At 56.5% G+C, this 23856-nt stretch carries 25 protein-coding genes; 13 read left to right on the forward strand and 12 right to left on the reverse strand.

From position 1 onward, the window contains the following. Positions 1–16 precede the first annotated feature (16 nt). On the reverse strand, positions 17–346 hold the full coding sequence (gene cyaY / locus LDN84_RS16915; protein ID WP_223904598.1) for an iron donor protein CyaY: 330 nt from the start codon (positions 344–346) through the stop codon (positions 17–19). A gap of 12 nt (positions 347–358) precedes the next feature. Here cyaY and lptM point away from each other — a divergent pair, with 12 nt between their 5' ends. Beyond that, positions 359–568 carry an LPS translocon maturation chaperone LptM gene (gene lptM, locus LDN84_RS16920; RefSeq protein WP_223904599.1) on the forward strand — a complete coding sequence of 70 codons (210 nt, stop codon included), beginning with the start codon at positions 359–361 and terminating at the stop codon, positions 566–568. Positions 569–673: 105 nt separating this feature from the next. Here lptM and msrQ read toward each other — a convergent pair whose 3' ends face one another. The 3 genes from msrQ to LDN84_RS16935 form a co-directional block, all read right to left on the reverse strand. Next, entirely contained in the window at positions 674–1315 is a 642-nt protein-coding gene (msrQ, locus tag LDN84_RS16925) for a protein-methionine-sulfoxide reductase heme-binding subunit MsrQ (protein ID WP_435405894.1), read from the reverse strand. Further along, entirely contained in the window at positions 1315–2313 is a 999-nt protein-coding gene (gene msrP, locus LDN84_RS16930) for a protein-methionine-sulfoxide reductase catalytic subunit MsrP (RefSeq protein ID WP_223904600.1), read from the reverse strand. The genes msrQ and msrP overlap by 1 nt, the downstream gene beginning before the upstream one ends. A gap of 184 nt (positions 2314–2497) precedes the next feature. After that, positions 2498–3127 carry a c-type cytochrome gene (locus LDN84_RS16935; RefSeq protein ID WP_223904601.1) on the reverse strand — a complete coding sequence of 210 codons (630 nt, stop codon included), beginning with the start codon at positions 3125–3127 and terminating at the stop codon, positions 2498–2500. A 75-nt stretch (positions 3128–3202) separates the two neighbouring features. Between LDN84_RS16935 and yihA the strand changes: the two genes are divergently transcribed. Beyond that, positions 3203–3937, forward strand: coding sequence for a ribosome biogenesis GTP-binding protein YihA/YsxC (yihA, locus tag LDN84_RS16940; protein WP_223904602.1), 735 nt, complete (start codon positions 3203–3205; stop codon positions 3935–3937). Positions 3938–3978: 41 nt separating this feature from the next. Here yihA and LDN84_RS16945 read toward each other — a convergent pair whose 3' ends face one another. After that, a complete protein-coding gene (locus tag LDN84_RS16945) occupies positions 3979–4848 on the reverse strand; it encodes an LpxL/LpxP family acyltransferase (protein WP_223904603.1) in 870 nt (289 codons plus the stop codon). Positions 4849–4867: 19 nt separating this feature from the next. Further along, positions 4868–5698 (reverse strand): lysophospholipid acyltransferase family protein, encoded by an 831-nt coding sequence (locus LDN84_RS16950; RefSeq protein WP_223904604.1) that lies wholly within the window; start codon positions 5696–5698, stop codon positions 4868–4870. A 191-nt stretch (positions 5699–5889) separates the two neighbouring features. Here LDN84_RS16950 and metK point away from each other — a divergent pair, with 191 nt between their 5' ends. Genes metK through LDN84_RS16970 form a run of 4 tightly spaced genes read left to right on the forward strand, consistent with a single transcriptional unit; the run spans position 5890 to position 10715 of the window. Then, a complete protein-coding gene (gene metK, locus LDN84_RS16955) occupies positions 5890–7071 on the forward strand; it encodes a methionine adenosyltransferase (protein WP_223904605.1) in 1182 nt (393 codons plus the stop codon). Between the two features lie 20 nt (positions 7072–7091). After that, positions 7092–8321 carry a glycosyltransferase family 9 protein gene (locus tag LDN84_RS16960; RefSeq protein WP_223904606.1) on the forward strand — a complete coding sequence of 410 codons (1230 nt, stop codon included), beginning with the start codon at positions 7092–7094 and terminating at the stop codon, positions 8319–8321. 39 nt (positions 8322–8360) lie between these two features. Continuing rightward, positions 8361–8861 carry a GtrA family protein gene (locus LDN84_RS16965; RefSeq protein WP_223904607.1) on the forward strand — a complete coding sequence of 167 codons (501 nt, stop codon included), beginning with the start codon at positions 8361–8363 and terminating at the stop codon, positions 8859–8861. 3 nt (positions 8862–8864) lie between these two features. After that, complete coding sequence (locus LDN84_RS16970; RefSeq protein WP_223904608.1) at positions 8865–10715, forward strand: ArnT family glycosyltransferase; 1851 nt, start codon at positions 8865–8867, stop codon at positions 10713–10715. Here the strand turns inward: LDN84_RS16970 and LDN84_RS16975 are convergent. Both LDN84_RS16975 and LDN84_RS16980 read right to left on the reverse strand, forming a co-directional pair. Beyond that, positions 10663–11334 carry a hypothetical protein gene (locus LDN84_RS16975; protein ID WP_223904609.1) on the reverse strand — a complete coding sequence of 224 codons (672 nt, stop codon included), beginning with the start codon at positions 11332–11334 and terminating at the stop codon, positions 10663–10665. The two genes, LDN84_RS16970 and LDN84_RS16975, sit on opposite strands and share 53 nt — an antisense overlap. Before the next feature lie 11 nt (positions 11335–11345). Beyond that, positions 11346–12518: an exo-alpha-sialidase gene (locus tag LDN84_RS16980; protein ID WP_223904610.1), complete on the reverse strand. Its 1173-nt coding sequence runs from the start codon at positions 12516–12518 to the stop codon at positions 11346–11348. A gap of 204 nt (positions 12519–12722) precedes the next feature. On the opposite strand from LDN84_RS16980, the gene LDN84_RS16985 reads away from it, so the two are divergent. Further along, positions 12723–13313, forward strand: coding sequence for a lysophospholipid acyltransferase family protein (locus tag LDN84_RS16985; protein ID WP_223904611.1), 591 nt, complete (start codon positions 12723–12725; stop codon positions 13311–13313). Between the two features lie 158 nt (positions 13314–13471). On the opposite strand, the gene LDN84_RS16990 is transcribed toward LDN84_RS16985, so the two are convergent. Genes LDN84_RS16990 through LDN84_RS17005 form a run of 4 tightly spaced genes read right to left on the reverse strand, consistent with a single transcriptional unit; the run spans position 13472 to position 16842 of the window. Beyond that, positions 13472–14491 (reverse strand): TRAP transporter substrate-binding protein, encoded by a 1020-nt coding sequence (locus tag LDN84_RS16990; RefSeq protein ID WP_223904612.1) that lies wholly within the window; start codon positions 14489–14491, stop codon positions 13472–13474. Between the two features lie 39 nt (positions 14492–14530). Further along, complete coding sequence (locus LDN84_RS16995) at positions 14531–15823, reverse strand: TRAP transporter large permease (RefSeq protein WP_223904613.1); 1293 nt, start codon at positions 15821–15823, stop codon at positions 14531–14533. A 3-nt stretch (positions 15824–15826) separates the two neighbouring features. Then, positions 15827–16339: a TRAP transporter small permease subunit gene (locus LDN84_RS17000; RefSeq protein WP_435405895.1), complete on the reverse strand. Its 513-nt coding sequence runs from the start codon at positions 16337–16339 to the stop codon at positions 15827–15829. Further along, entirely contained in the window at positions 16336–16842 is a 507-nt protein-coding gene (locus LDN84_RS17005; RefSeq protein ID WP_223904614.1) for a gluconokinase, read from the reverse strand. Before LDN84_RS17005 ends, LDN84_RS17000 begins: the two co-directional genes overlap by 4 nt. Positions 16843–17016: 174 nt before the next feature. Here LDN84_RS17005 and gntR point away from each other — a divergent pair, with 174 nt between their 5' ends. The 6 genes from gntR (at position 17017) to LDN84_RS17040 (ending at position 23832) form a co-directional block, all read left to right on the forward strand. Continuing rightward, on the forward strand, positions 17017–18048 hold the full coding sequence (gntR, locus tag LDN84_RS17010; RefSeq protein ID WP_223904615.1) for an HTH-type transcriptional regulator GntR: 1032 nt from the start codon (positions 17017–17019) through the stop codon (positions 18046–18048). A 228-nt stretch (positions 18049–18276) separates the two neighbouring features. Continuing rightward, complete coding sequence (locus LDN84_RS17015) at positions 18277–18795, forward strand: chemotaxis protein CheW (protein ID WP_223904616.1); 519 nt, start codon at positions 18277–18279, stop codon at positions 18793–18795. A gap of 45 nt (positions 18796–18840) precedes the next feature. Then, the gene (locus tag LDN84_RS22940) at positions 18841–20583 is read left to right on the forward strand and encodes a methyl-accepting chemotaxis protein (RefSeq protein WP_255610373.1); all 1743 of its coding nucleotides are present in this window, start codon (positions 18841–18843) and stop codon (positions 20581–20583) included. Between the two features lie 15 nt (positions 20584–20598). After that, a complete protein-coding gene (locus LDN84_RS17030; RefSeq protein WP_223904617.1) occupies positions 20599–21168 on the forward strand; it encodes a response regulator in 570 nt (189 codons plus the stop codon). A gap of 27 nt (positions 21169–21195) precedes the next feature. After that, positions 21196–22293 carry an HD-GYP domain-containing protein gene (locus LDN84_RS17035; protein ID WP_223904618.1) on the forward strand — a complete coding sequence of 366 codons (1098 nt, stop codon included), beginning with the start codon at positions 21196–21198 and terminating at the stop codon, positions 22291–22293. A gap of 324 nt (positions 22294–22617) precedes the next feature. Next, positions 22618–23832 (forward strand): IS110 family RNA-guided transposase, encoded by a 1215-nt coding sequence (locus LDN84_RS17040; protein ID WP_223913085.1) that lies wholly within the window; start codon positions 22618–22620, stop codon positions 23830–23832. The last annotated feature ends 24 nt before the right edge of the window (positions 23833–23856 follow it).

A 23856-nucleotide genomic window follows, 5' to 3' on the forward strand; every position in this document is an offset into this window, starting at 1 on the left:
ATCAGCGCCAAAATCTTCAGATCGAGAAACTTAATGTCTCGCCAGACTGCTCACTGGCGTGGCGAGACAATGAGGCAAAAAACTCGCCCTGTCCTTTGGTGTCCATCCACTGCTTGCCATCAAATTGATAGTGGAATCCCCCACATTTGGCAGCCAGCCAAATCTCATGCAAGGGTTTCTGCAAATTGATCACAATTTGACTCCGATTGGCAAACACCAAAGTGATCATGCCACCCGTGCGCTGATTGTCGATGTCGACATCCGTGTTGTCATTGAGCCGGTCGCAACTGACTTCTACACCTTTAAGCACTCGCTCTGCCAAATCCATGAATTCTGAGTCGGTCATTACAATTTCACCATGCTGTTGATTTACCAAATTTTAGTGCGCAGTACGCTTTTTGTGCTCTGCACAGTCGCTTTGGCTGGCTGTGGCCAACAAGGTGCGCTCTATTTACCGCAAACCCAAGGGGTACATCGTGCAACCTTGCCAGAGTCCTTAATCCCTTCCATTGGCATATCACCCATCGCACCCGCAGCAGGTGCATCCTCTGCGCCTAGCCAACCGTAAGCCGATGCAACTGGCGACGAAGCGTTCCGGCAGACTACAGTCAAAAAACAATTGGCGGTGAAATTACTTCAATAAAGATAGCTTTTTACGCTTATTTAACGGTCACTACAGCCTACTTTTATTCAAAAATCGCCACATCCGCCATGCCAGCAGGATACCCAGCACAACGGCGTAAAAAATAACCTCGGCAAAGTTATTTTTACCGGCCCGCATCCAGAAAAAATGCACAATGGCCAGACCTGCCACAAAGTACACCGTTTGGTGCAGACGCTGCCAATTTTGCCCCCCCAGTATTCGTATCGCCCGGTTGAATGAAGTGAGCGCCAAGGCACTCAGCACGACAAATGCCAAAAAACCAACCAAAATAAAGGGCCGCTTGACAATGTCTTTGGCGATATCAGTCACATCAAACGCCATGTCAAAGCCGCTGTAACTCAGCAAGTGCAATACCACGTAAAAATACACCAACAAGCCCAACATCCGCCGGAAGCGGGCCAATGCGGGATTGCCGGTGAGCACTCGCAACGGTGTCACCGCCAGTACCACACACAAAAACCGCAGACTCCAGTCACCCGTAGCGCGCACCAGTGCTTCGGCCGGATTAGCGCCCAATTGATCAAACGCAGCCGCCCAAACCAAGTGAACAAATGGCCACAAGGCCAGAACAAAAACCAACGGTTTTGCCAATGGATGCCGGCACATCACCTTGAAATCTGGCAAAAACCGAACCATCAGAGGCATCTGCATCAAAAATTCTTACTTAAATCCATGCCGGCATACAGCTGACCCACCTGTGCCTCATAACCGTTGAACATCAGGGTCTTGCGTTTTTTGGCAAACAAACCGTCTTCGCCAATGCGCCGCTCTGTAGCCTGACTCCAGCGGGGATGATCCACATTCGGATTCACATTGGAATAAAACCCGTATTCATTGGCTGCCGCCTTGTTCCACGCAGTGGCTGGTTGCTTGTCAGTAAAACGGATTTTGACCAGACTCTTGCCGCTTTTGAAACCATATTTCCAGGGCACCACCAAACGCAAGGGTGCACCACTTTGCTTGGGCAACACTTCACCGTACATACCAAACGCCAAAAGGGTCAGCGGGTGCATAGCTTCATCCATGCGCAAACCTTCTACATACGGCCAATCCAACACCCGTGCAGTGACTCCAGGCATGGTCTTGGGGTCTGCCAACGTGACAAATTCAACATACTTGGCACCACCCAGAGGCTCCACACGTTTGATCAGTTCAGACAGCGAATACCCCACCCATGGAATCACCATCGACCAGCCCTCCACACAGCGCAAGCGGTAAATACGCTCTTCCTGGCTACTTAGTTTGAGCAAATCCTCCAGTGCATACCGTCCTGGTTTCTTCACCAGACCCTCAATCTCCACCGTCCACGGGCTGGTTTTCAGGGTGTGTGCCGCTCTGGCAGGATCTGCCTTGTCGGTGCCAAATTCATAAAAATTGTTGTACGTACTGGCGTGTTTGTAGTCGGTGACTTTTTCCATGCTCAAAGCACCTGCCACACTGGTTTTGCCATGCGCCAACGCAGTCTGTTGCCCAGGTGGTGCCCAGCTTTGGGCTTGGGCCTCGCGGGAGGCCCAGGAAGCCATCGCGGCCCCTGCCGCGCCGGTAGCCATCCAGCGGATCAGATCACGGCGGGACTGGTAGGCAGCCAGTGGGGTGATCTCACTGGAAACCGGGTGAATAAAGCCTTGGGCATTGGATTGAATAAGCATGGTAGATTTCCTGTAAGCCAATGAGTCGGCCAAGCATAGGACTTCTTACAAAAATATGTGATGCTCTTGCCCCAAAACCCTTTCAGCCAGCAAGTACCCAACAAAAAAGGCAGGTTGCCAAACAACCTGCCTTTTTTGTTAGCAGAGTGAATGCCCTCACTCTGCTCTCATGGCCTGCCAAAAATCAGTGCAAACCGGCGATGTAATCAGCTACCGCCTTGATTTCACGGTCATTCAGCTTGGCCGCAATTTGAGTCATTTGCGGGCTGTTATTGCGCACTCCGTCGCGGAAGGCGGTCAACTGGACCACTGCATATTCGGCATGCTGACCACTCAAACGCGGATATTGGGCAGGAATGCCTGCACCGTTGGGGCTGTGGCAACCAGCACAAGCCGGGATCTGACGATCGGCAATGCCACCACGGTAAATTTTTTCACCCAGCAACACCAGGTCTTTGTCATTGGATGCGCCAGGGGTGGCTTTTTTACTCGCCAGCCAGTAGGCAATGTTTTTCATATCGTCTTCGCTCAACGCGGCGGCCATGCCATTCATCACCGCATTTTCACGTTTTCCCGCTTTGAATTCCGTCAACTGTTTAACGATGTACTGCGGGTGTTGCTGCGCTAATTTTGGATTCACAGGAATCAAGGAATTGCCATCAGGTGCATGGCAAGCTGCACAGACAGTGCCAAAACTGGCTTCGCCTTTGGCCAGATCAGCCTTGGCTGAAACTGCTGCGGTTTCATTCGCAAAACTTGAAAAAACAGCGGTGGCCAGCGCGGCAGCAACGGTGAATGTGGCAATCAGCTTCATAAATGGACAGTTCAGTTGAGTGTGTGGGGAAAACCCTGCAATTCTACAATGAGCCAATTCAACAGTTTGCCTACTATGACCAACCCTACCAGCCAACCCTCGCCCATCTTGCCTTCCACGGGTGACAACACCGTCCAAGCGGTCAGTTCTAACGTGGCTTTAGGTTGGCTGCATACCGCAAAATTTCTCACCACGGCACCTCAGTTGCAGTTTTTGCCCACGTTGGAGGTACCTGAAATTGCTTTTGTCGGACGCTCCAATGCAGGCAAATCCACCTGCATCAACACCCTGACACAACAAAAACAGCTGGCCTTTGCCTCCAAAAAACCCGGACGCACCCAGCACATCAATCTGTTTGCCCTGGGTAAACAGGGTGTGACGGACGCGGTTCTGGCCGATTTGCCAGGCTATGGCTATGCTGCTGTTCCCAAACAAGACAAGATCCGCTGGCAACAGGTCATGGCTAATTACCTGATCACCCGCGAAAACCTCAAAGCCATTGTGCTGATGTGTGACCCGCGCCACGGCCTGACCGAACTCGACGAAGTGCTGCTGGACGTGGTGCGCCCCCGGGTCGAGGAAGGTCTGAAGTTTTTGGTCATCCTCACCAAAGCCGACAAACTCACCCGCGCCGAGCAAACCAAGGCGCTGTCCATCATGAAACTCAATGCCGGCGGCGGTGAAGTGCGGCTGTTTTCAGCCACCAAGCGCCAGGGGATTGATGAGGTGGCGACCCTGCTGTGGCAATGGGCACACCCTGCCACACCCACCCAAGCCCCCATCGAAACGCCAGAGAAAACTACTGAATAAATAGCTGCTTGCGCTTATCTACCAAGCACTAGAAGCCATTTTCATCCATAAAGATCAGCCTCACCTGCGGGCCGATCCTTGAACCGTTTGTGCACCCAGTAATACTGCTCGGGCATGGTATCAATGTAGCTTTGCAGGCGTGTATTCATCAAAGCCGTGTCGATTTGCAGGTCATCGGTAGGGAAGTTGTCCCAAGCGGGCAACACCTGCACCTCATAACCCTGATCTGTCATGCGTGTCACCACCGGCACGACCTTGGCGCGCCCCAGTTTGGCAAAACGTGAGAGCGAGGGCACGGTGGCGGCCTGGACTCCGTAAAACGGCACAAACAGTGATTCGTGTGGACCAAAATTCATGTCCGGCAGCAGGTACAACACATCACCCTGGCGCAAGCTCGACACAATGGTTTTCACCCCTTCCACCCGGCCAAACAAGCGCCCCGAACCAAAACGTTGGCGCCCCTGCAAAATCCAGGCATCCGCAAGCTTGTTGGTTTGATCGGTGTAAATGGTGGTGAAGTGCCGAGGCAACTGCTGCGTCAGTGCCGTCCAGCCGGCATCCAGACCGACAAAATGCGGCGCAAAAATCACTGTGGGTGTACTGCCCTCAAGTTCATTCACTGCACCGCTGAGGGTCAAACGTCCACGCAACAAGGCCTCGGAACCATGCCAAAGCCAGCCACGATCCAACCAGGCTTGTGCAAAGCGCACAAACACCCGGCGCGTCAGGGCGTGCACTTGTGCATCATCCAGTGCAGGAAAACACAACCGCAAATTGGTGTGCACCACCCGCCGCCGGGAGCCGACTACAGCGTGTAACACCGCACCCAACAAGCGGCCCAAGACACGTACCCAGGCCAGGGGCAAATAGGCCATCACACGCATCCACCAAAGCACCAAACGAGTTCCCATATTTTTTTCTTTTCACCGATCAAAGTGATGCACGCGGCTGCTTGTAACGTGCGTAACCCCATAAATACTGCTGTGGACACTGCATCACCAGGGATTCCATCGCCCGGTTGATGGCGCTCACGGCTTCGGGCAACGGGGCTGGCAATTCATCTTTCAGCGCTTGGACATGCACACAAAAACCACGCCCCCAAGACAGGCGTTCCCCCCAAGCCAGCAACACACTTGCCCCGGTTTGTTGCACCAAACGCACCGACAAGGTCATGGTGTAAGCCTCCTGACCAAAAAACGGCGCCATCACACCCAGTCCTTGGGGCGGCACCTGATCGGGCAACAGGCCCACCGATTCGCCGTGTTTAAGCGCTTTGATCATCTGCTTGACCCCTGAGAGTGTGGTGGGCGCGGTCAACAAGCCTGGACGTTGACGTGAAGCTTCCACCACAGTACGCAGCCAACTTTGACGCGGGGGACGGAACAATACCGTCATAGGCTTACCCGTCACGCCATAACGCTGGGCATAAGCCTGCGCGGTGATCTCGAAACACCCCAGGTGCGGGGTCAAAAACACAATCCCCCGACCCTGTGCCAATGCCACCTCCACATGCTCGGCACCATCCCAAAATACCGGCACGGGTCGCCCCAGCCACAGACGTGGCAGCTCCATCACCAGCTTGCCACTTTCCCCCACTGCAGCCAGCCAGCTGGACATCGACAAGCCTGCCAGCCTGGCATGGTTAATAAAGCGCCGTCGATAAACACCGGAAAAAACAAACGCCAGCCAACCCAACACCCAACCTTTGGCATGCAGCAGCCACAAAGGAGAAAGAGACATGAGCTTAAAAAGGGTGATCATGGGGTGAGATAAACTACTGGGGGTCGCCGAGTTACAGAACTACTTGCAGGGCGACACACACATCGGCTGCCCCAACAGGCCGTCATTGTGCCTTGTCAGACCCCTGACACATCTGCTAAAGCGTTCGCTGAAAGCCCCAAAAAGCCAAAGCAACGCGAACCGGTTGTTTTATTTTTAGGAGCACATTCACCATGGCGAACGACTTTCTTTTCACCTCCGAATCCGTCTCGGAAGGTCACCCCGACAAGGTGGCTGACCAGATTTCCGACGCCATTCTGGATGCCATCTTCAAACAAGACCCCAAATCCCGCGTCGCCGCTGAAACCCTGACCAACACCGGTCTGGTGGTGCTGGCCGGTGAAATCACCACCAACGCCAACGTGGACTACATTCAGGTGGCACGCGACACCATCAAACGCATTGGCTACGACAACACCGAGTACGGCATTGACTACAAAGGCTGTGCCGTGCTGGTGGCTTACGACAAGCAAAGCAACGACATCGCCCAGGGCGTGGATCACGCCTCGGATGACCACCTCAACACCGGTGCTGGTGACCAGGGCCTGATGTTTGGCTACGCCTGCAACGAAACCCCCGAGCTGATGCCCGCCCCCATCTACTACGCCCACCGCCTGGTCGAACGCCAGGCCCAGTTGCGCAAAGATGGCCGCCTGCCCTTTCTGCGCCCGGATGCCAAAAGCCAGGTCACCATGCGTTATGTGGACGGCAAACCCCACAGCATCGACACCGTGGTGCTGTCCACCCAGCACAGCCCTGAGATGAGCCTGGGTCACCGCATGACCGATGCGTTCTACGAAGCCATTCGTGAAGAAATCATCAAACCCGTGCTGCCCAAGGAATGGCTCACCGAAGACACCAAATACCTGATCAACCCCACTGGCCGTTTTGTCGTCGGTGGCCCACAAGGTGACTGTGGTTTAACCGGACGCAAGATCATCGTCGACACCTACGGCGGTGCCTGCCCCCACGGCGGTGGTGCGTTCAGCGGTAAAGACCCCACGAAAGTGGATCGTTCTGCCGCCTACGCTGCCCGTTATGTGGCGAAAAACATCGTCGCAGCCGGCTTGGCACGCCAATGCCAGATCCAGGTGGCCTACGCCATTGGTGTGGCCAAACCGATGAACGTCACGGTTTACACCGAGGGCACCGGCGTGATTCCGGACGAGGAAATCGCCGCCCTGGTCAACATCCACTTTGACCTGCGCCCACGCGGCATCATCCAGATGCTCGATTTGTTGCGTCCGATCTACGAAAAGACCGCAACCTACGGCCACTTTGGCCGCGAAGAGCCTGAGTTCACCTGGGAATGCACCGACCGCGCTGCCGCCTTGCGTGCCGCTGCCGGCCTGTAAACACAGCCTGGAACCCAACGATGAAGCTGCAAACACAACGCTGGATAGACCGCTGGGTGGGCCAGGCCTTGTGTGCGGCCGTTTCGCTGTGGGCGCGACTCCTGGGTGGCAAGGCGCAGGCCATCCCCCCAAAGCCGCGCCATATCCTGGTGATCCTGCTGTCCGAAATGGGCAGCGTGGTGCTGGCAGGCCCCATGTTTGCCGCCCTGCGCCAGCGTTACCCCAGCGCCACGGTACACGTGTTGCAGCTCAAAAAGAACCAGGAAGTCGCCAAGCTGCTTGGCCTGGCTCAATCAGAGCACCTGCATGCGCTGGACGACAGCTCAGGCTTGCGGCTGCTCGCCGACATCTGGCATGTCAGCAAGACCTTGCGTGCCTTGCCGCTGGATGCGGTGATTGACTGCGAGCTGTTTTCCCGCATCAGCAGTTTGATGAGCTACGTGAGTGGTGCCCCACTACGTGCCGGTTTCACGGCGCATACCCAGGAAGGTCTGTACCGCGGCAGCTTCATCAACCGCGCCATTCCCTACAACCCATACCAGCACATCACACAGCAATTTTTATCGCTGGTGGATGCGCTTGATGATGCCTCCATGCCGCGCAACAAGGCCGCGCCCATTCGCCTTTTGCCAACAGATACCGGCCTCAACGTAGTGTTCGGCGCACCCGAGCTGGCCAAATACCGCCAACAAATGCACACCGATCACCCCAGCCTGGCCGGGCGCAAGGTGGTGCTGCTCTATGCGGGCGGCGGCCTGCTGCCCGAGCGCGCCTGGCCAGCCGCTCATTACGTCCAGGTGGCCAAAGGCCTGGTTGATGCGGGGCATGCGGTCGGCTTGATCGGCCTGCGCGATGACGCGGCGCTGGCCCGGCAACTGCGCCAGGATGTCGCCAGCGACTTCTGTGTGGACTTGACCGGCTACACCAAAAGCATCCGCGAACTGCTGATGCTGTTTCACGCCGCGCAACTGCTGATCACCAACGACGGCGGCCCCGGCCACTTTGCCAGCTTGACACCGATTCAAACCATGGTGTTTTTCGGCCCGGAAACTGGCCGCCTATATGGCCCGCTGGGGCCACGCGCACGGGTACTGGAGTCTGGCCTGGCCTGCTCACCCTGTCTGTCGGCCTACAACCACCGGTTGACCTTTTGTGATGGCGACAATCAATGCCTAAAACGCCTGCAGCCCTTACCTGTTCTGCATGAAGCGCTACAAATTTTAAATAGCCCTGCGCCGCTCTCTGCCTAACCGGTGGCTTGCCCCTGCCACTCTTTCTGTAACCAGCACATGCCTTCAACCCCTGACCTGCAACAGCGCGTCTATCAACTCATGGAGTGGCTCAAGGGCTTTCGCTACATCAAGTTTGGCCTGGTGGGGGCCAGCGGTACGGTGGTCAACATGGCCGTGCTGTTTGTCGCCCAAGAGTATTTGTTTGCCCTCATCGCTGACCCGCGCCAGCGCCTGTATGCCTCGCTGGCGCTGGCCATTGCGGTGGCCACGGTGAACAACTTCACCTGGAACCGCCTGTGGACTTGGGCTGACCGCGTCAAAGCCGCGCATGCCCACCACGAACAACTGGCCCACACCCGCTGGACGGTTATCACCAGCCAACTCGGCCGTTACGCGCTGGCCTCCTGGCTGGGCATTGGCCTGCAATACGGCCTGACCTTGTGGCTGGCACATTCACTGCACTACCTGCTGGCCAATGTGATCGCCATCGTGGTCGCCAGCGTGAGCAACTTTCTGGCCAATGACCGCTGGACTTTTCGCCATCACACGCCCAAATAGACCATGTCCACCGCAGCCGTCACCCAGCTCACACCCACACGTGGAAAAACCAGTACCCTGCTCTGGCTGAGCCTGTTGCTGGTGGCGACCCTCACCTACGTGCTGGGCCTGGATGGCCAATATGCGCCCACCAACGGTGACGAGCTGGTTTACACCCACATTGCCCGCCTGACTGCCGCCAGCGGCCACTGGCTGCCGCTGGTGTCCGAACTGGATCACATGCGCAACACCAAACCACCCCTGCTGATCTGGCAAGCCATGGTGGCCGGTGACTGGGGCCAACACTGGAGCATGGCGGCGCTGCGCACGCCCAGCGTGGTCTATACCCTGCTGCTGGCGGCAGCCATTGGCTTTACTGTGCAACGCATCCGTCGTGATGTGGGCCGGGGCCTGCTGGCGGCCTGCCTCTACCTGGCTTTTTTTTGCACCTTTCGTTTTGGTCGTACTTACCTCACCAGTGCACCTGAAACCTTTTGGCTGAATCTGCCGATGTTTGTGCTGCTGTGGTGGACACTGCGCGGCCCCAACACCAAGCCCAACGCCGCCACTCACCCAGTTACCGTAAGTGATAGCCAGGCGACTTTGGGTTGGCTGGCTCACGCACTTTTTGGTCTCGCCATGGGCTTGGGACTGGCCTACAAATCATTTGCACTGGCGGCACCGGCAGCCGCCACGCTGTGGTGCGCCCAGCTGCTCACACAGTCACCATTAAACTGGAGGAAGACTTTTCAGATCACACTCAAAGTCAGCCTGAGTGCACTCATCGCTCTGAGCATTTTTAGCCTGTGGTTTGTGCTCGACCCCGACCCGGCTGCCGTCTGGCAGGAGTTTGTGGTGGGCGAGAACGCCGGCAAAATGAGCAACAGCGCCGGTTACTGGCACACCGCTCTGCTAGGAGGCGGCTTCAGCATCTGGGCGCAGTTGCTCGGCTATGCGCAAAACGCTGGTTTGCTGATTTTTGTCGTGTTCGGTTTGATGGCTCTGGGGGTACGACAACTCTGGCGCAGGCACTGGCAAGCATTGACCTCCCAGCCCATCAACTTTCTGCTGTTGCTGATCTGGCTGGCCGTCTGGCTGGCGGTGTTCACCTTGCCCAGCCAGCGCTCGGCACGCTACCTGATTCCGGCCATGCCCGCGCTGGCCATGGTGCTGGCGCTGTGCTGGGAACACATCGGGCGCATCTGGTTTGTGCCTTCGTTGCTGCTGTGCGGCGTGTTCATCGGCTTTTTGGGCCGGATTGCCTGGGCCGAGCAGGTGTTTGGTTTGGGACAAACCGGAGATGTGGCCCTGACCCTGATCGCTGTGGCCATCGGCCTGGGCTTGGTGCTGGCGGGCTTGTTCAAACCGGCCTGGACACGCGCTTGCACCTTGGCTGCCTGTCTGGCAGTATTTGCCGTATTTGGCCTGACTACCGTGCCACTGAACGGATCATCAGGCCACTACAGCGCCCAAGTGCTGGCGCAGCTGCAAGCACAAAAGGTGGCGGTGCCCAGCAGCTTCAATGGCCAGTTCGAACGCTTTGAATTTGTCCTGCCAGGCAATCACTTTGTGCCCTATGACGGTGACGGGCGTGCTCCCTTTTCAAGAGCTGACAACGCTGTTTTTTTAAACGCTCTGCTTGAAAAACACCAGGCTGTGGTGTGGTTACAAACGCGTGATGAAAACGCCGAACCACTGTGCACACCACAATGCACCGTGCTGGGCCAGCGCTGGGAAGTCAAAGGCCGACATCAAAGTGGTGAGATCACACTGGTCAATGTGTGGTATCCCGAGCAATGGCTGTTCAGACGCGAATGGTTGCTCACCAACGCAGCGAGCGTGCCCTCGGTTGCCGTAAAAGCGCCAACCCCTTGATTTGCAACACCAGCCACAGCCACGGGTCCAGCAGTGCATCCCACAAGTTACCGCTGGGCCAGCGGGTAACCACAAACACCAGCAACACCATCACCAGGCTCCACACGGCACGTTGACCAACACCACCGGCCACCCCTAACCACAAAGCCACGGCACACACCAAGGCCAATACAGGCGTACCAAAACCCAAGGCGTAAACCGACACTGACCACCAAGCCAGCATGTCACCTAGCAACACCCAACCCAGCACGGTGCCCACCACCATCAACACCACGTCTGGCCATGCCAGTGTTGGCACAGCATGACTGGCCAATGCCCAATGTGGCCGCTCCTGGAACGCCCAGGCCCAACACAGCGCCACACTCATCAAACTTGGCGACTGAAACGCTAATCCCAGCCAATAAGCTGGTGATACAGACCCTGGCCACAGCACCCATAACAGCGTCAGTGCAGCCAATCCCCAACGCCACTTCAATTCAAAGCTCAGCCCTACACGCCACACACAGGCAGCCAACACCACGGCCCAAGCACCATGCAAAGCCCAGCGCGCCGAAGCAGCGCTTGGCAACCAAGGGGCGGCATTGCTATTCAAAAACGATTGAAAAAAATTCAGATCCATGCCGATACACCTTACGGGTTTATGCCAAAACGCTGCCAGGCAATCCGCTGGCGTTGGTCGGTGTAACTCACCCACAGACTGTCATCGGCCCAGGCCAGGGCTGGGTAAGAAAACTCTTGCGCCGCGCTGCCATGCGCCAATGGCTGTGCCAGCGTCCAGTCCTGCCCGTTGGCCGACTGGCTCAAGTCCAGCAGGGTGCGTGTATGCGCTGAGCTGTTGTGCGCCAGCAACATGCGCCCAGGGGCCAGACCCAGCGCAGCCACCGAGGCATCCGGGTTGACCAGGGCCAAGTCGGGGGTGTCTTGCCAATGCTGACCACCATCCTGCGTCTGCGCCACCGTCACCCGGCCTTCGGGCCGCTGGTCGCGCATGAGGGCCAGCCAATGGCTTTCAGACTGCATCACCAATGTGGGTTGCAACACATGGGTGCGTTGCGACATACGCACCATTCCCAAAAATTCCCCCTGACGATCAAACCGCAGCGCCACCGGGTACTTCAGCCCCAGCTCAAAATGTACTGGCAGCACCATGCCGCCGTCTTGCAAAGTCAAAGGTGCGGTGCGTACCAGATAGCTGACATTCCACCACCAGGACAGCGGTAACACCCGTACCGGCTCAAACGCCAGCTGCGCCATGCCCGCACCTGCGTTACTTTGCCGCAAATGCACAATCCGGCTGGCCGCCCAGCCGCCCGGCCCGGTCGCCACAACAAACAAATGCACCTTGTGATCCGCGTCCAGCCAGGCCACCGGGTTGCCGATGCGGCGCACACCAAAGCCCAACACTTGTCCAAGGGCCTGCCGCTCCACAACAAAACGTGCAGCTTGCCACTGCTGCGTGGCGCGGTCAAAACCAGAGGCGGCAATACCAATGTCTGGCGCACTTTCCTTGGTACCGGCAAACCAGAAAGCCAGCACGGACTGCGGCCCGTCAGCGGGCATGGGCAATAAGCTGCTGGCGTGTGCTGCCGGGGTATCGGGCGGCATGGGAATGTGGCCCTTGGCCTGCAACACCAGCGGCTTGTTCCCCAGCGGGGTTGTGACAGGCCAGCATGCCTGTGCCGACGGTGGGGCTGGCATGCGGTGCACCACATCCCAACCAATGACGGCCACGCAACACAAACAGCCCAATAGCCATCTGGCCCAGGTACTTTGCATCAAACCCTTGCGAGAAGAAGAAACCATGAATGAACTTTTCCCATGTCATCACCAGCCAACAACCGCTTGATTGTCACCCAGAGATCCGCCACCCAAGCGGCTCATCACCTTGAGCATCGACACGCTTACCGTCAGTTTGTGCGCATGGATTTACGCCATAATTTGCGCCCGATACGCCTTGTTTGGTGCCTTTTCAAGGGCTGCTGGACTCCCCCACAACCGATTCAGCCCATGCACCGAACCATCTTTTCCACCCCCATCGTCAACACCTTGCTGCGCGCATTTTCTTTGGCCTACCTGAAACTGGCGGGCTGGAAAGTCATGGGGCAACTTCCTGAAGCGGGGCAAAAAAGTGTTTTTATTGCTGCCCCGCACACCAGCAACTGGGACCTTCCGTACACCCTGATGGTGGCTTTTGCGCTGCGGCTGAACATCTACTGGATGGGTAAGGCCAGTATTTTCAACTTTCCGTTTGGGCCACTGATGCGCTGGCTCGGTGGCATTGCGGTAGACCGCTCCAAATCCAACAACCTGGTGGCCGCCTCGGCACAAGCCCTGCAAAATGCCTGCGGTGCATTGCAACTGATCGTGCCACCCGAAGGTACCCGCAGCAAGGTGCGTTACTGGAAAAGTGGCTTCTACCACATTGCCGTGGCGGCCCAGGTACCGATCGTGCTGGCCTACATGGACTACGAGCGCAAAATCAGCGGCCTGGGGCCGATGTTTCTGCCCAGTGGGGATCTGGAAGCCGATATGGTCAAAATCAAGGCGTTTTATGCCCCCTTCAAGGGCAAAAACGCCGCCCAGTTTGAAGCCACCTGAACCTGCTGTTCAGAATCATTTACGCTACATTTTCAATAGCTTCTTACGCTTATATATCAAACTCAGAAGGCCGATTTGTTATAAATTTTGTTCATTCCCCGGTGAAGGTAGGGGCCGTGTGATTACAACAAACCAGGCTCTGACATTCGTTGCCTGGGTTACTTGGCAGCCCGAATTTTCTTCAACTCAGCTTGTGTTTCGTTCCACAAATCCATGCCCACATCGGCAGCGATCAGGGCGTACACCTTGGTCAGCTTGTCGCGCATACGTGTGGCTTCAGCGGGTGACAATTCATTGATCTCCATCCCCTTGGCTTTCAGGTTGGCCATGGCTTTGGAGGCCTCGTCGCGCGTGTCTTTGCGCTCAAAATCACGGCTGGTCTTGGCGGCATCACTCAGCACTTTTTGCTCGTCTTTGGACAAGCCATCCCACCATTTTTTGCTGACGGTGACAATCCACGGGCTGTACACGTGGTTGGTCACCGTCATGTACTTCTGCACTTCATAGAACTTGCTCGACAAAATGGTATTGAACGGGTTTTCCTGACCATCCACCGTTTTGGTTTCCAGCGCGCTGAACAGTTCGGAAAATGCCATCGGGATGGCATTGGCCCCCAGGGTCTGGAAGCTGCTCAAGAACACATTGTTTTGCATCACACGCAGTTTGATGCCGTTCATGTCTTCCATCTTGGTGATGGCACGTTTGCTGTTGGTCAGGTTGCGAAAACCGTTTTCCCAATAGGCCAGTCCGACCAGGCCCTTGTCTTGCAGTTTGGCGCTCACCTTTTCGCCAATCGGGCCGTCAAGCAGAATGTCGGCCTCCTTGGTGTTACTGATCAGGAACGGCGTGTCCCACAGTGCCATTTCCTTGGTGATGCCCACCAGTGTGGCGGTGGAGCCCACCATCATTTCCTGTGCGCCACCAATCAGGGCTTGCTGCATCTGGTTGTCCGGGCCAAGGGCAGCGGCACCAATGGCGCGCACTTTCATCTTGCCACCCGACAGTCGCGCCACCTCGTCGGCAAACACCTTGGCGGCACGGCCCTGGTTACTCTGCTCGTTCAGGCCATAACCAAAGCGGATCAGACGCGGTTTGATGTCTTGTGCAAGCGCTGAAAACGAGGCACAAAGCACAGCGGTGCTGGCCATGGCAACAAAGGTTCTGCGAAGAAAAGTCATGATATGTCTCCAGAAGTTAAGGAAAGAACAAGGCAAGCATCAGCGCATCCACGCCACTGGCGCGGTCACGATCTGCGGGAACAACACAAACAGAAGCAGAATCACCGTGTAGGTGATCAAAAATGGATTCACCCCTTTGATGACCTGGTGCATGGACATACGCCCCACACCCGCTACCACGTTAAGCACGGTACCGACTGGCGGCGTGATCAGCCCAATGGCACCGTTCAGCACAAACATCAAGCCAAAATAAACGGGGTCAATACCCGCCTTGACCGCAATTGGCAGCATCACCGGCGCAAAAATCAGAATGGTGGGCGTCAGATCCAGCGCGGTGCCAATCACCACCAACACAAGCATCATCACCAGCATCAAAAGTTTGGGGCTATCCACCAATGGCCCCAGCCATCCGGTCAGCACATTCGGCAAGTCTGCCAAAGTGATCATGTAACTGGCCACCTGGGCACCGGCGCACAAAAACATCACGATGGCGGTTGTTTTGGAGGCACGCACCAGTACATCATGAACTTGCACCCACTTCATTTCACGGTGAATGAACAAGGAAACGATCAGTGCATAAAACGCGGCCACCACCGCGGCTTCGGTCGGCGTGAAGACACCGGTTTTCATACCGCCAATGATGATGATGGGCATCAATAAAGCCCAAAAGGCTTTGAATGTCGCGGTGACCCGTTCTCTCATGGGCAGCGGTGTGCCTTGGGGCAAGTCCAGATCACGCAGCACCCATTTCCAGGCGGCAATGAGTCCCACCCCCATGATCAGCCCTGGCACGATGCCCGAAAGAAAGAGCAACGAAATCGAGGTGTTGGTGGTCACCCCGTAGATGATGAAAGGCATGCTGGGCGGGATGATCGGCGCAATGATGCCGCCAGAGGCAATCAAGCCGGCCGAAGTGGCCATCGGATACCCTTGCTGACGCATCATGGGCAGCAAAATCGTGGCCAAGGCCGCCGTATCCGCCAGGGCTGAGCCACTCATGCTGGCCATCAACACCGCAGCACCAATCGCCACAAAGCCCAGTCCGCCGCGAATGTGACCAACCCAGGCTTGCGCCATGCTGATGATGCGTTGGCTGATGCCACCCGCATTCATCAGTTCACCCGCCAAAATAAAGAACGGTACCGCCAACAGCGGAAAACTATCCACCCCCGCCACCAGGTTTTGCGCCAGCAGTTGGGTGTCCCAAAACTCAAGCACCCAGGCCATGCCTGCGCCAGTGAGTACCAGCGCCATGGCCATGTTCATGCCTATACCCATCAGGGCCAGCATGCCGACGGTGAAAACAATAAATGCCAAACCTTCGTTGCTCATGTTTTACTCCACATCTGTGCCGTGACCCAAGTCCAGCGGTGTCCGTTTAACCAATTCAATCAAAGCCATGAGGCCAATCGCCAAAGCACATAACAGTGCCGGAAGCGGCAACAAGGCGGTGGGATACCGCAGCACGACCGAATAACTGTCCAAACCCACCACCACCTGCTGCCAGGCACCCCAGCCAATCAGGCTGCAAGCCAGCACCACCAGACATCGAATCAACAAGGTGAGCGCCATCATCAGTTGGGGATGCTTGTGCAAACCGGCCACCAGACTGGTGAACGCCATGTGTTCGCCGGCGGGATAGGCCGCCGTGGCACCGATAAAAACCATCCAGACAAACAGCAACCTTGAAAGCTCTTCACTGGCTGCGATACCACTGCCAAAACCGTAGCGCAGAACCACATTCACAAACACCGATACCGCCATGACACCCAGGCAGACAGCCATGGCAGTTTGGCTCCATCGGGTGAACAGCGATGGTTTGCGGGAAGTGTCAAGCGTCGTTCTCATGCGACCTCCTTGGTTTGTAACCAGGTGCTTACCTGCTGCTGCAATTGCATCAGGGGTTGTGTGGCATCCAGGGTCAACACCCTTGGCTCCGCGCTGGGCACTTCCAGCGTGGCAAATTGGCTGTCTACCAAATTGGTGGAGAAAAAATGCTCATGAGCGCGCGCCAACACCCGCGCCTGTGCTTGCTCACGACTGATGTCCAGAAACGCAAAATGCAACTCAGGGCAAGCCTGGCGCAATCGGTTGCGGTAAGCACGCTTCAAAGCCGAACAGGTCAGCACCACCCCTTGTGGATGCGCCATCAATTGCTGCGCCAGGGTATCCAGCCAGCCCGCACGGTCAGCATCGGTCAGGGCAATCCCCTGACTCATCTTGGCACGGTTGCTTTCGCCATGAAAGTCGTCGCCTTCAATCAGCGGCAAGCCTTGCGCCTGAGCCAGTGTGTGCCCCAAGCTGGATTTGCCGCAACCGGCCACGCCCATGATCACAATGGAAGGATTCATTTGGTTAATGGATAGCGCTATCCAAGTCAGTTAAATAAAAAGACAAGTCACGACCAAAATCCGTTGAGCTGAGCGTTGTATACGCCACAATTCAGAAACTTTGGGCTTGACCTTGTCGTTCGGATAGCGCTATCCTACACCCAAGCTTCGTTTCAAAAATAAGTATTTACCCCTATGCCGACTGCCAAACCATCTCCCCGATCCCGCGCCACTGGCCGTGTCACTCTGGCAGATGTGGCTCGTGCTGCGGGGGTCAGCCCTATCACCGTGTCGCGGGCGCTGCGCGGCGAGCGTGCGGTGGATGCCGAATTGGTGGCCCGGGTGCAGGCTGCTGCCACCGACCTGGGTTATGTGCCCGACCCCGCAGCACGTGCGCTGGCCTCGCGCCACAGTGCGCAGGTAGTGGTGCTGGTACCCATGTTGTCCAACGCCCTGTTCGTGGATTTGCTTGAAGCCGTCCAGCGCACGCTGCGGCCAGCGGGTTTTCAGATGCTGATGGGGGTAACACACTATGACCCCGCCGAAGAAGAGGTGTTGTTGCGTGAACTGCTGTTGCACCGGCCAGCGGGCCTGCTGGTGACCGGTTTTGAGCGTACCGAGGCGGCCAAAAAACTCATACACCAAAGCCAGATACCCTGCGTCCATTTGATGGAAACTGCCGGCGCGGAAGGGGTGAACAGCGTTGGTTTTTCGCAAAAGGATGCGGGGGCTGAATTGACTCGGCATTTGTTGCTGCGTGGTCGGCACCGGGTCATTTTTGCAGGGGCACAACTTGATCCGCGCACACTACAGCGGCTTGAGGGCTGGCGTGACGAGATGACTCAGGCGGGCCTGTATCACCCTGAGCTGGAATGGCTGGACCCAGCCCCCTCCTCCATGGCACTTGGTGGCCGGATGCTGAGTGACATTCTGGACAAACACCCTGATGTAGATGCCATCTTTTTTTGCAACGATGACCTGGCGCAAGGTGCCCTGCTGGCTGCCAGCCGCTTGGGTATCCAGGTACCAGAACGTGTGGCCATCGCGGGGTTCAATGACTTGACCGGCAGTGACCAGATGGTGCCCACCTTGACCACGGTGCGTACCCCGCGTTCAGAGATCGGCTCTGCCGCCGCCAGCATGCTGCTGGCGCTGATCAGAGGCGAAACGGTGGAACCCCGCTGTGTTGATCTTTCCTACACCTTGCAGGTGCGTGAGAGCACCTGATCACCTGACTCACACCAGCACTCAATCTCTCGTTTCGAAGGCTTCAAGGGTTTGAGGCTTGGCATTGGTGCCAAGCAAGAGCCTATTTGTTCGAAATTGAACGCTTTAACCGAAAAAATCAATTTAAACGACTAAATCGATTAAATCGCTTTACACGATTATTTCGATGCGATAGACTTGCTTTCAAAGGGATTCATCTCGAGTTCTGATCACTTCATTTTTCCTGCCATGAATAGCAAGCCACCTACCGTTGAAACGGCAACAACACCCCCCCTTATCCAAACGACTGGTGAATACCTGAGTTTTCGCCTGGGCCGCGAAGAGTACGGCATTGATATTCTGAATGTGCAGGAAATCCGTGGTTATGACGAGCCCACCCGCATGTTCAGTGCTCAACCGTTTGTCAAAGGCGTGATGAACCTGCGTGGGGTCATCGTGCCCATCATCGATATGCGTATCAAGTTCGGACTCAGCGAAGTGGTTTATGACGGGTTAACCGTCATCATCGTGCTCAATATCGGCCAGCGCGTGGTGGGGATGGTGGTTGATTCGGTCTCTGACGTGATCAAACTCCAAGCCACGGACATCCAGCCTGCACCTCAATGCAGCAATGCGCTGGAAACCGAACACATCATCGGCCTGGGCACGGTGCAAAACGGCGACAGCCCACGCATGCTGATTTTGCTGGACATCCAAAAACTCATGTCCAGTGCGGACATGGGCCTGGTATCCCAGGCCATGCACTGAGCTGGCAACCAACACCATACACCCTTCATTGATGAAAGATCACCCATGAATCAGCTCAAAATTTCCACCCGACTGAGCCTACTGATTGCACTTATGTCGGCACTCCTGATTGTCATCGGCAGTTTTGGTTTGAATGGCATCAGCCAAACCAACGATGCCCTCAAATCCGTGTACGAAGACCGAACCGTACCTATCGGACAGATTGCCGAGATTAACGCACTGAACCTGCGCAACCGCCTGGCCATAGCCGGTGCGCTGCTCGACCCGACACCCGGAGAAATCAATCAGGGAATTGCCGATATCACAGCCAACATCACAAGCATCCAAAAAATATGGGTCTCCTACGCGAGCAGCAACCTGACACCCGAGGAGGACCGGTTGGCTAAAAAACTGGCTGAAGATCGTGCTCGGTTTGTGCAGGAAGGCCTTCAGCCAACCATTGCAGCCTTGCGCGCCAACGACATGGATGGTGCACGTCAGTTGGTATTTGAAAAAATACGTACGCTGTATGCGCCGGTGCGAGAAGACATTAACAATTTAATGCAGCTTCAAGTGGATGTAGCTCAACACGAATACACCGCAGCACAGGCCCGTTATGAAGCCCAGCGCTGGTGGTTTATAGGCACTATTCTGGCCGGACTGCTGGTAGCGATCTTGCTGGGTATCGGAATGATTCGCAGCATCTCCCGCTCGCTGGGGAAAGCACTGACCATTGCCAATGCGGTGGCCCAAGGTGATTTGAGCCACCACATTCAACTGGATGGCAAAGACGAAGTGTCCCAGGTGCTGGTTGCCCTGTCTGACATGCAAGGCAGCTTGTCCAAAGTGGTCAACACCGTGCGACAGGGCTCTGAAAGTGTGGCTGCTGCCAGCTCACAAATTGCACAAGCCAACCATGACCTCAGTGCCCGCACAGAAAGTCAGGCCAGTGCCCTGGAAGAAACCGCTGCCTCCATGGAGCAACTCAGCGCCACGGTCAAGCAAAATGCCGATAGCGCCACACAGGCCAATCAACTGGCTCTGAGCGCCAGTGCCACGGCGGTTCATGGCGGCGAAGTGGTCGCCCAGGTGGTGGAAACCATGAAGCACATCAACGACTCGTCCAAACGTATTTTTGACATCATCAGCGTCATTGACAGTATTGCTTTTCAAACCAATATCCTGGCACTGAATGCGGCAGTGGAAGCTGCCCGTGCCGGTGAGCAGGGCCGTGGCTTTGCGGTAGTCGCCACTGAGGTGCGCAGTCTGGCCGGGCGTTCCGCCGCTGCAGCCAAAGAAATCAAGGCCCTGATTGGTGCCAGTGTGGAGCGTGTCGAACAGGGTTCCACATTGGTAGACCAAGCCGGGGTCACCATGGGTGATGTGGTCAGCAGCATCATGCGTGTGACCGATATCATGGGCGAAATCAGCGCAGCCAGCCGTGAGCAAAGCCAAGGTGTCAGTCAAGTGGGCGAAGCGGTCACACAAATGGACCAGGTCACGCAGCAAAATGCCGCCCTGGTGGAAGAAATGGCGGCGGCGGCCAGCAGCCTCAGAACACAAGCGCAAGACCTGGTGGGCACCGTAGCGGTGTTCAAACTCGACCCGGATGATGCGGCCAACGACCAACCACCCGTCAAACGGACAAGCACTCGCTTACCCACATTGACTCAGGAAAAAAATTCATCCCCCATGCGGCGCAGTCTCAACCGTCCAACCAATGTGACCCGTATGAAAATAGAGCGCCATACAGCAGCCCCAGCACTGTCAGGCTCCAAAACCGGTACCGACAACTGGGAACAATTTTGAAACGGAACAAACCACATGAGTGATGAACTCAAACACAAGGCTTTTCTGACCCCTACCGAAGTGGCGCAATGGATGATGGTGTCGCCCGTGACGGTACGTGGTTGGGCCCAAAAAGGTCTGTTGCAAGCAGAAGTCACCCCCGGTGGGCATCGCCGCTTTCGCAGCGAAGAGGTGGAACGTTTTGCACGCCAGTGGAACCCGGCAGGAAACAAAGGGCTACTGCGGGTGTTGATCGTGGATGATGACCGCGCTGTGGTGGGTTTTCTCAAAGAGCTGCTGGACGATGGCGTGCATCAAACCGTGGTCGAGTCCGCCTCTGACGGTTTTGAAGCCGGTCGGAAAGTCCACACGTTTTCGCCCGATATTGTGCTGCTGGACTTGATGATGCCAGGCATCAATGGCGTGGAGGTTTGTCGCCAGATCAAGCAAATTCCCGGCCTGGCAGATGTACGGGTGATTGCCATGAGCGGCTACCTCAACCCGGAGAACGAGGCTGCACTGCTGGCCGCAGGTGCCGAATGCTGCATGGCCAAACCCCTTGACACCAGCCGCCTGCTGCAGCTCATGGGACTTCTTCACACTTAACCGCCATTGCGGACCCGGAGTCGCTTCATGCCAGCATACAGCTTGTCGTCGCAGCCCAACAAATACCCTTTTCACGTATTGATCGTGGACGACGACCCCATACACAGAGCGTTGGAGCGTGAAATTCTTGAATCCGACAAATACCTGATCAAAGAAGCCAACTCAGGCATGCAGGCCCTGAACATGTTGCGTGAGCACAGCTTTGATGTGGTGCTGCTTGACAAGCGCATGCCCGGTTTGGACGGTGACGAAGTATGTCGCCGTATCCGGGGCGAGCTGGGCCTGGACATGCTGCCGATTTTGATGGTCAGTGGCGACAACGATACCGACAACCTGACCGTGAGCTTGGCCGCTGGTGCCAGTGACTTTGTCCGCAAACCTTACGAACCGGTAGAGCTGGTGGCGCGGCTGGATGCGGCAGTCAGCCACAAACGACTGACCGATCAGCTTGACAGCGCAGAGTCCATGCTGTTTGCACTGGCGCGTATGGTCGAAGCCAAAGACGGCACCACCGGCGACCATTGCACCAGACTGTCACACAACGGTGTCGTCCTGGGCAAAACACTGGGTTTGAACCCTGATGAATTGATGGCGTTGCGCCGCGGTGGCGTTTTACACGACATTGGCAAATTGGGTATTCCCGACAGCATTTTGCTCAAACCCGGGCCACTGACTGACGCTGAATGGGCCATCATGCGCCAACATGTCGACATCGGCGCGAGATTGGTGGGGGGGCTCAAGAGCATGCGCCTGACGGTGCCCATCATTGCCTGTCACCATGAACGTTGGGACGGTAGTGGTTACCCGCAAGGCCTGCGCGGGCAACAGATTCCGTTGCTGGCACGTATTTTCCAGATGGTGGACATCTACGATGCCCTATCCCATGTGCGTCCTTACAAACCCGCCCTGAACCGGCAACAGGTCGTGGCCGTATTACACGACGAGGCTGCACGCGGCTGGCGTGACCCCGAGCTGACCGCTGTGTTTTTGGACATTGTGCAAAACCGCCCGCATGAACTGGACGTGCCGTCCACCACACACGATGACCTTGGCTTAAGCTTGCTAAACGATATCCGACTTACCGGGGCACTTGACTGGAAAAAAAATCATGGGCTTAAGGCATGACACTCGACGAATTTATAGAGGAAAACACCGCCCCTAACTTTCATGAATCCAGGCCGACGCCCCGGATGATGAAAGAAACTTGAGGGAGGAGGTGCTGAGGTAGAAGTCGAGAAAATTCTTTGGGGCTGGCACCCCGATAGCTAACTTGACTCACCCACACCGACTCGTACCCCGAATTGACTCCATCGGTTTTGCCGATGAGATCTCACGTTAAACAGGGCTGCCGGGCGCAAGGCCGGACAAGCAATTTCGGTGGGGTACCCCGGCACCTCCAGTTTTGAAGTTTACCTTTCAACTGGAGGATATCGATGGAACTTACCCCCCATCTACAAGCGCGTGATTGGCCTGGACGTGCACCAAGCCCAGATCAGCGGCTGCGCCATCGTGGAGCAAGCCGATGGCACTGTCAGCGTCGAGCGGCACGAGTTCGGCGGCTTCAAGCGCGACCGCAAAGCGCTGGCCGAATGGGCGCACTCGATCAGCCCGGATGTGGTTGTCATGGAGAGCACCGGCATTTACTGGAAAAGTCCATTTGCAGCCCTGGAGTCAGTGGGCATCATCGCTTGGGTGGTCAATGCCCGCCACGTCAAAGCGGTGCCGGGTCGCAAAACCGATGTGGCCGATGCGCAGTGGCTGGCCACACTGGCGCGCGCCGGGCTGCTGCGGGCCTCCTTCATTGCCAAAGCTGACCTGCGCAGCCTGCGCCATATTGCGCGACACAGACAAAAGCTCGGCGGCATGCTCGCCAGCGAGAAGAACCGGTTACACAAACTGCTCACCGATGCGGGTATCCGCTTGGGTGTGGTGGTGTCTGACTTGCACGGGCAGTCAGCACGCGCCATGGTGAAGGCCCTGATCGCAGGCAAAAGCGTGCCCGAGGTGCTGAGCTTGGCCAGTAATCGCTTGCGTGCCAGCCGCGAAGATATCTTTGAGGCGCTACAGGCTGAAGAACTCACACCAGCACATCGCTTTGTTCTCACCGAAATCATGGTGCATATCGAGGAGCTCGAAAACCGTATCGCCCGCTTTGATGCAGAGTTGCTGCGCTCTTTGCGGGATGCCGGTTATGGGGTACCTTTGCAACTGCTGCAAACCTTGCCGGGCATTGACCTGATGGGAGCGGCCATGCTGCTGGTGGAGATCGGTGTGGACATGAGCGTGTTTGGCAGTGCGCAGCGACTGGCATCCTGGGTGGGCATGTGTCCGGGCAACAACGAGTCCGCAGGCAAGCGCAAAAGTGGGCGCATCAGAAAAGGCAACGCCTGGGTGCGTCGGCTGCTGTGCGAGTTCGCGCAAGCTGCTGGGCGCAGTCGCTGCGCGCTCAAAGATAAGTTTCAGGCCCTCAACGTGCGCAAGGGGCACAAACGATCCATCGTGGCGCTGGGGCACAAGATGCTGCGCACGATCTATGCGATGCTGCGCAAAAAGACGCATTACGTGGATAAAACAGTGGACTACGAGGCCTTGATGGTGGCGCGCAATGCGCCGCGCTGGTTGCAGATGTTGGTCAAGCACGGCTATGTGCCTGCGCACGCCTGATTTACTGACTTCTTGAGATTAACG

Origin of the sequence: Rhodoferax lithotrophicus (assembly GCF_019973615.1) — a bacterium.
Taxonomy (GTDB): domain Bacteria; phylum Pseudomonadota; class Gammaproteobacteria; order Burkholderiales; family Burkholderiaceae_C; genus Rhodoferax; species Rhodoferax lithotrophicus.

Bases quoted from the DNA above. Each gene is read 5' to 3' on its own strand.
- cyaY (WP_223904598.1), bottom strand. From the start codon at position 346: ATGACCGACTCAGAATTCATGGATTTGGCAGAGCGAGTGCTTAAAGGT.
- lptM (WP_223904599.1), top strand. From the start codon at position 359: ATGCTGTTGATTTACCAAATTTTAGTGCGCAGTACGCTTTTTGTGCTC.
- msrQ (WP_435405894.1), bottom strand. From the start codon at position 1,315: ATGCAGATGCCTCTGATGGTTCGGTTTTTGCCAGATTTCAAGGTGATG.
- msrP (WP_223904600.1), bottom strand. From the start codon at position 2,313: ATGCTTATTCAATCCAATGCCCAAGGCTTTATTCACCCGGTTTCCAGT.
- LDN84_RS16935 (WP_223904601.1), bottom strand. From the start codon at position 3,127: ATGAAGCTGATTGCCACATTCACCGTTGCTGCCGCGCTGGCCACCGCT.
- yihA (WP_223904602.1), top strand. From the start codon at position 3,203: ATGACCAACCCTACCAGCCAACCCTCGCCCATCTTGCCTTCCACGGGT.
- LDN84_RS16945 (WP_223904603.1), bottom strand. From the start codon at position 4,848: ATGGGAACTCGTTTGGTGCTTTGGTGGATGCGTGTGATGGCCTATTTG.
- LDN84_RS16950 (WP_223904604.1), bottom strand. From the start codon at position 5,698: ATGATCACCCTTTTTAAGCTCATGTCTCTTTCTCCTTTGTGGCTGCTG.
- metK (WP_223904605.1), top strand. From the start codon at position 5,890: ATGGCGAACGACTTTCTTTTCACCTCCGAATCCGTCTCGGAAGGTCAC.
- LDN84_RS16960 (WP_223904606.1), top strand. From the start codon at position 7,092: ATGAAGCTGCAAACACAACGCTGGATAGACCGCTGGGTGGGCCAGGCC.
- LDN84_RS16965 (WP_223904607.1), top strand. From the start codon at position 8,361: ATGCCTTCAACCCCTGACCTGCAACAGCGCGTCTATCAACTCATGGAG.
- LDN84_RS16970 (WP_223904608.1), top strand. From the start codon at position 8,865: ATGTCCACCGCAGCCGTCACCCAGCTCACACCCACACGTGGAAAAACC.
- LDN84_RS16975 (WP_223904609.1), bottom strand. From the start codon at position 11,334: ATGGATCTGAATTTTTTTCAATCGTTTTTGAATAGCAATGCCGCCCCT.
- LDN84_RS16980 (WP_223904610.1), bottom strand. From the start codon at position 12,518: ATGGTTTCTTCTTCTCGCAAGGGTTTGATGCAAAGTACCTGGGCCAGA.
- LDN84_RS16985 (WP_223904611.1), top strand. From the start codon at position 12,723: ATGCACCGAACCATCTTTTCCACCCCCATCGTCAACACCTTGCTGCGC.
- LDN84_RS16990 (WP_223904612.1), bottom strand. From the start codon at position 14,491: ATGACTTTTCTTCGCAGAACCTTTGTTGCCATGGCCAGCACCGCTGTG.
- LDN84_RS16995 (WP_223904613.1), bottom strand. From the start codon at position 15,823: ATGAGCAACGAAGGTTTGGCATTTATTGTTTTCACCGTCGGCATGCTG.
- LDN84_RS17000 (WP_435405895.1), bottom strand. From the start codon at position 16,339: ATGAGAACGACGCTTGACACTTCCCGCAAACCATCGCTGTTCACCCGA.
- LDN84_RS17005 (WP_223904614.1), bottom strand. From the start codon at position 16,842: ATGAATCCTTCCATTGTGATCATGGGCGTGGCCGGTTGCGGCAAATCC.
- gntR (WP_223904615.1), top strand. From the start codon at position 17,017: ATGCCGACTGCCAAACCATCTCCCCGATCCCGCGCCACTGGCCGTGTC.
- LDN84_RS17015 (WP_223904616.1), top strand. From the start codon at position 18,277: ATGAATAGCAAGCCACCTACCGTTGAAACGGCAACAACACCCCCCCTT.
- LDN84_RS22940 (WP_255610373.1), top strand. From the start codon at position 18,841: ATGAATCAGCTCAAAATTTCCACCCGACTGAGCCTACTGATTGCACTT.
- LDN84_RS17030 (WP_223904617.1), top strand. From the start codon at position 20,599: ATGAGTGATGAACTCAAACACAAGGCTTTTCTGACCCCTACCGAAGTG.
- LDN84_RS17035 (WP_223904618.1), top strand. From the start codon at position 21,196: ATGCCAGCATACAGCTTGTCGTCGCAGCCCAACAAATACCCTTTTCAC.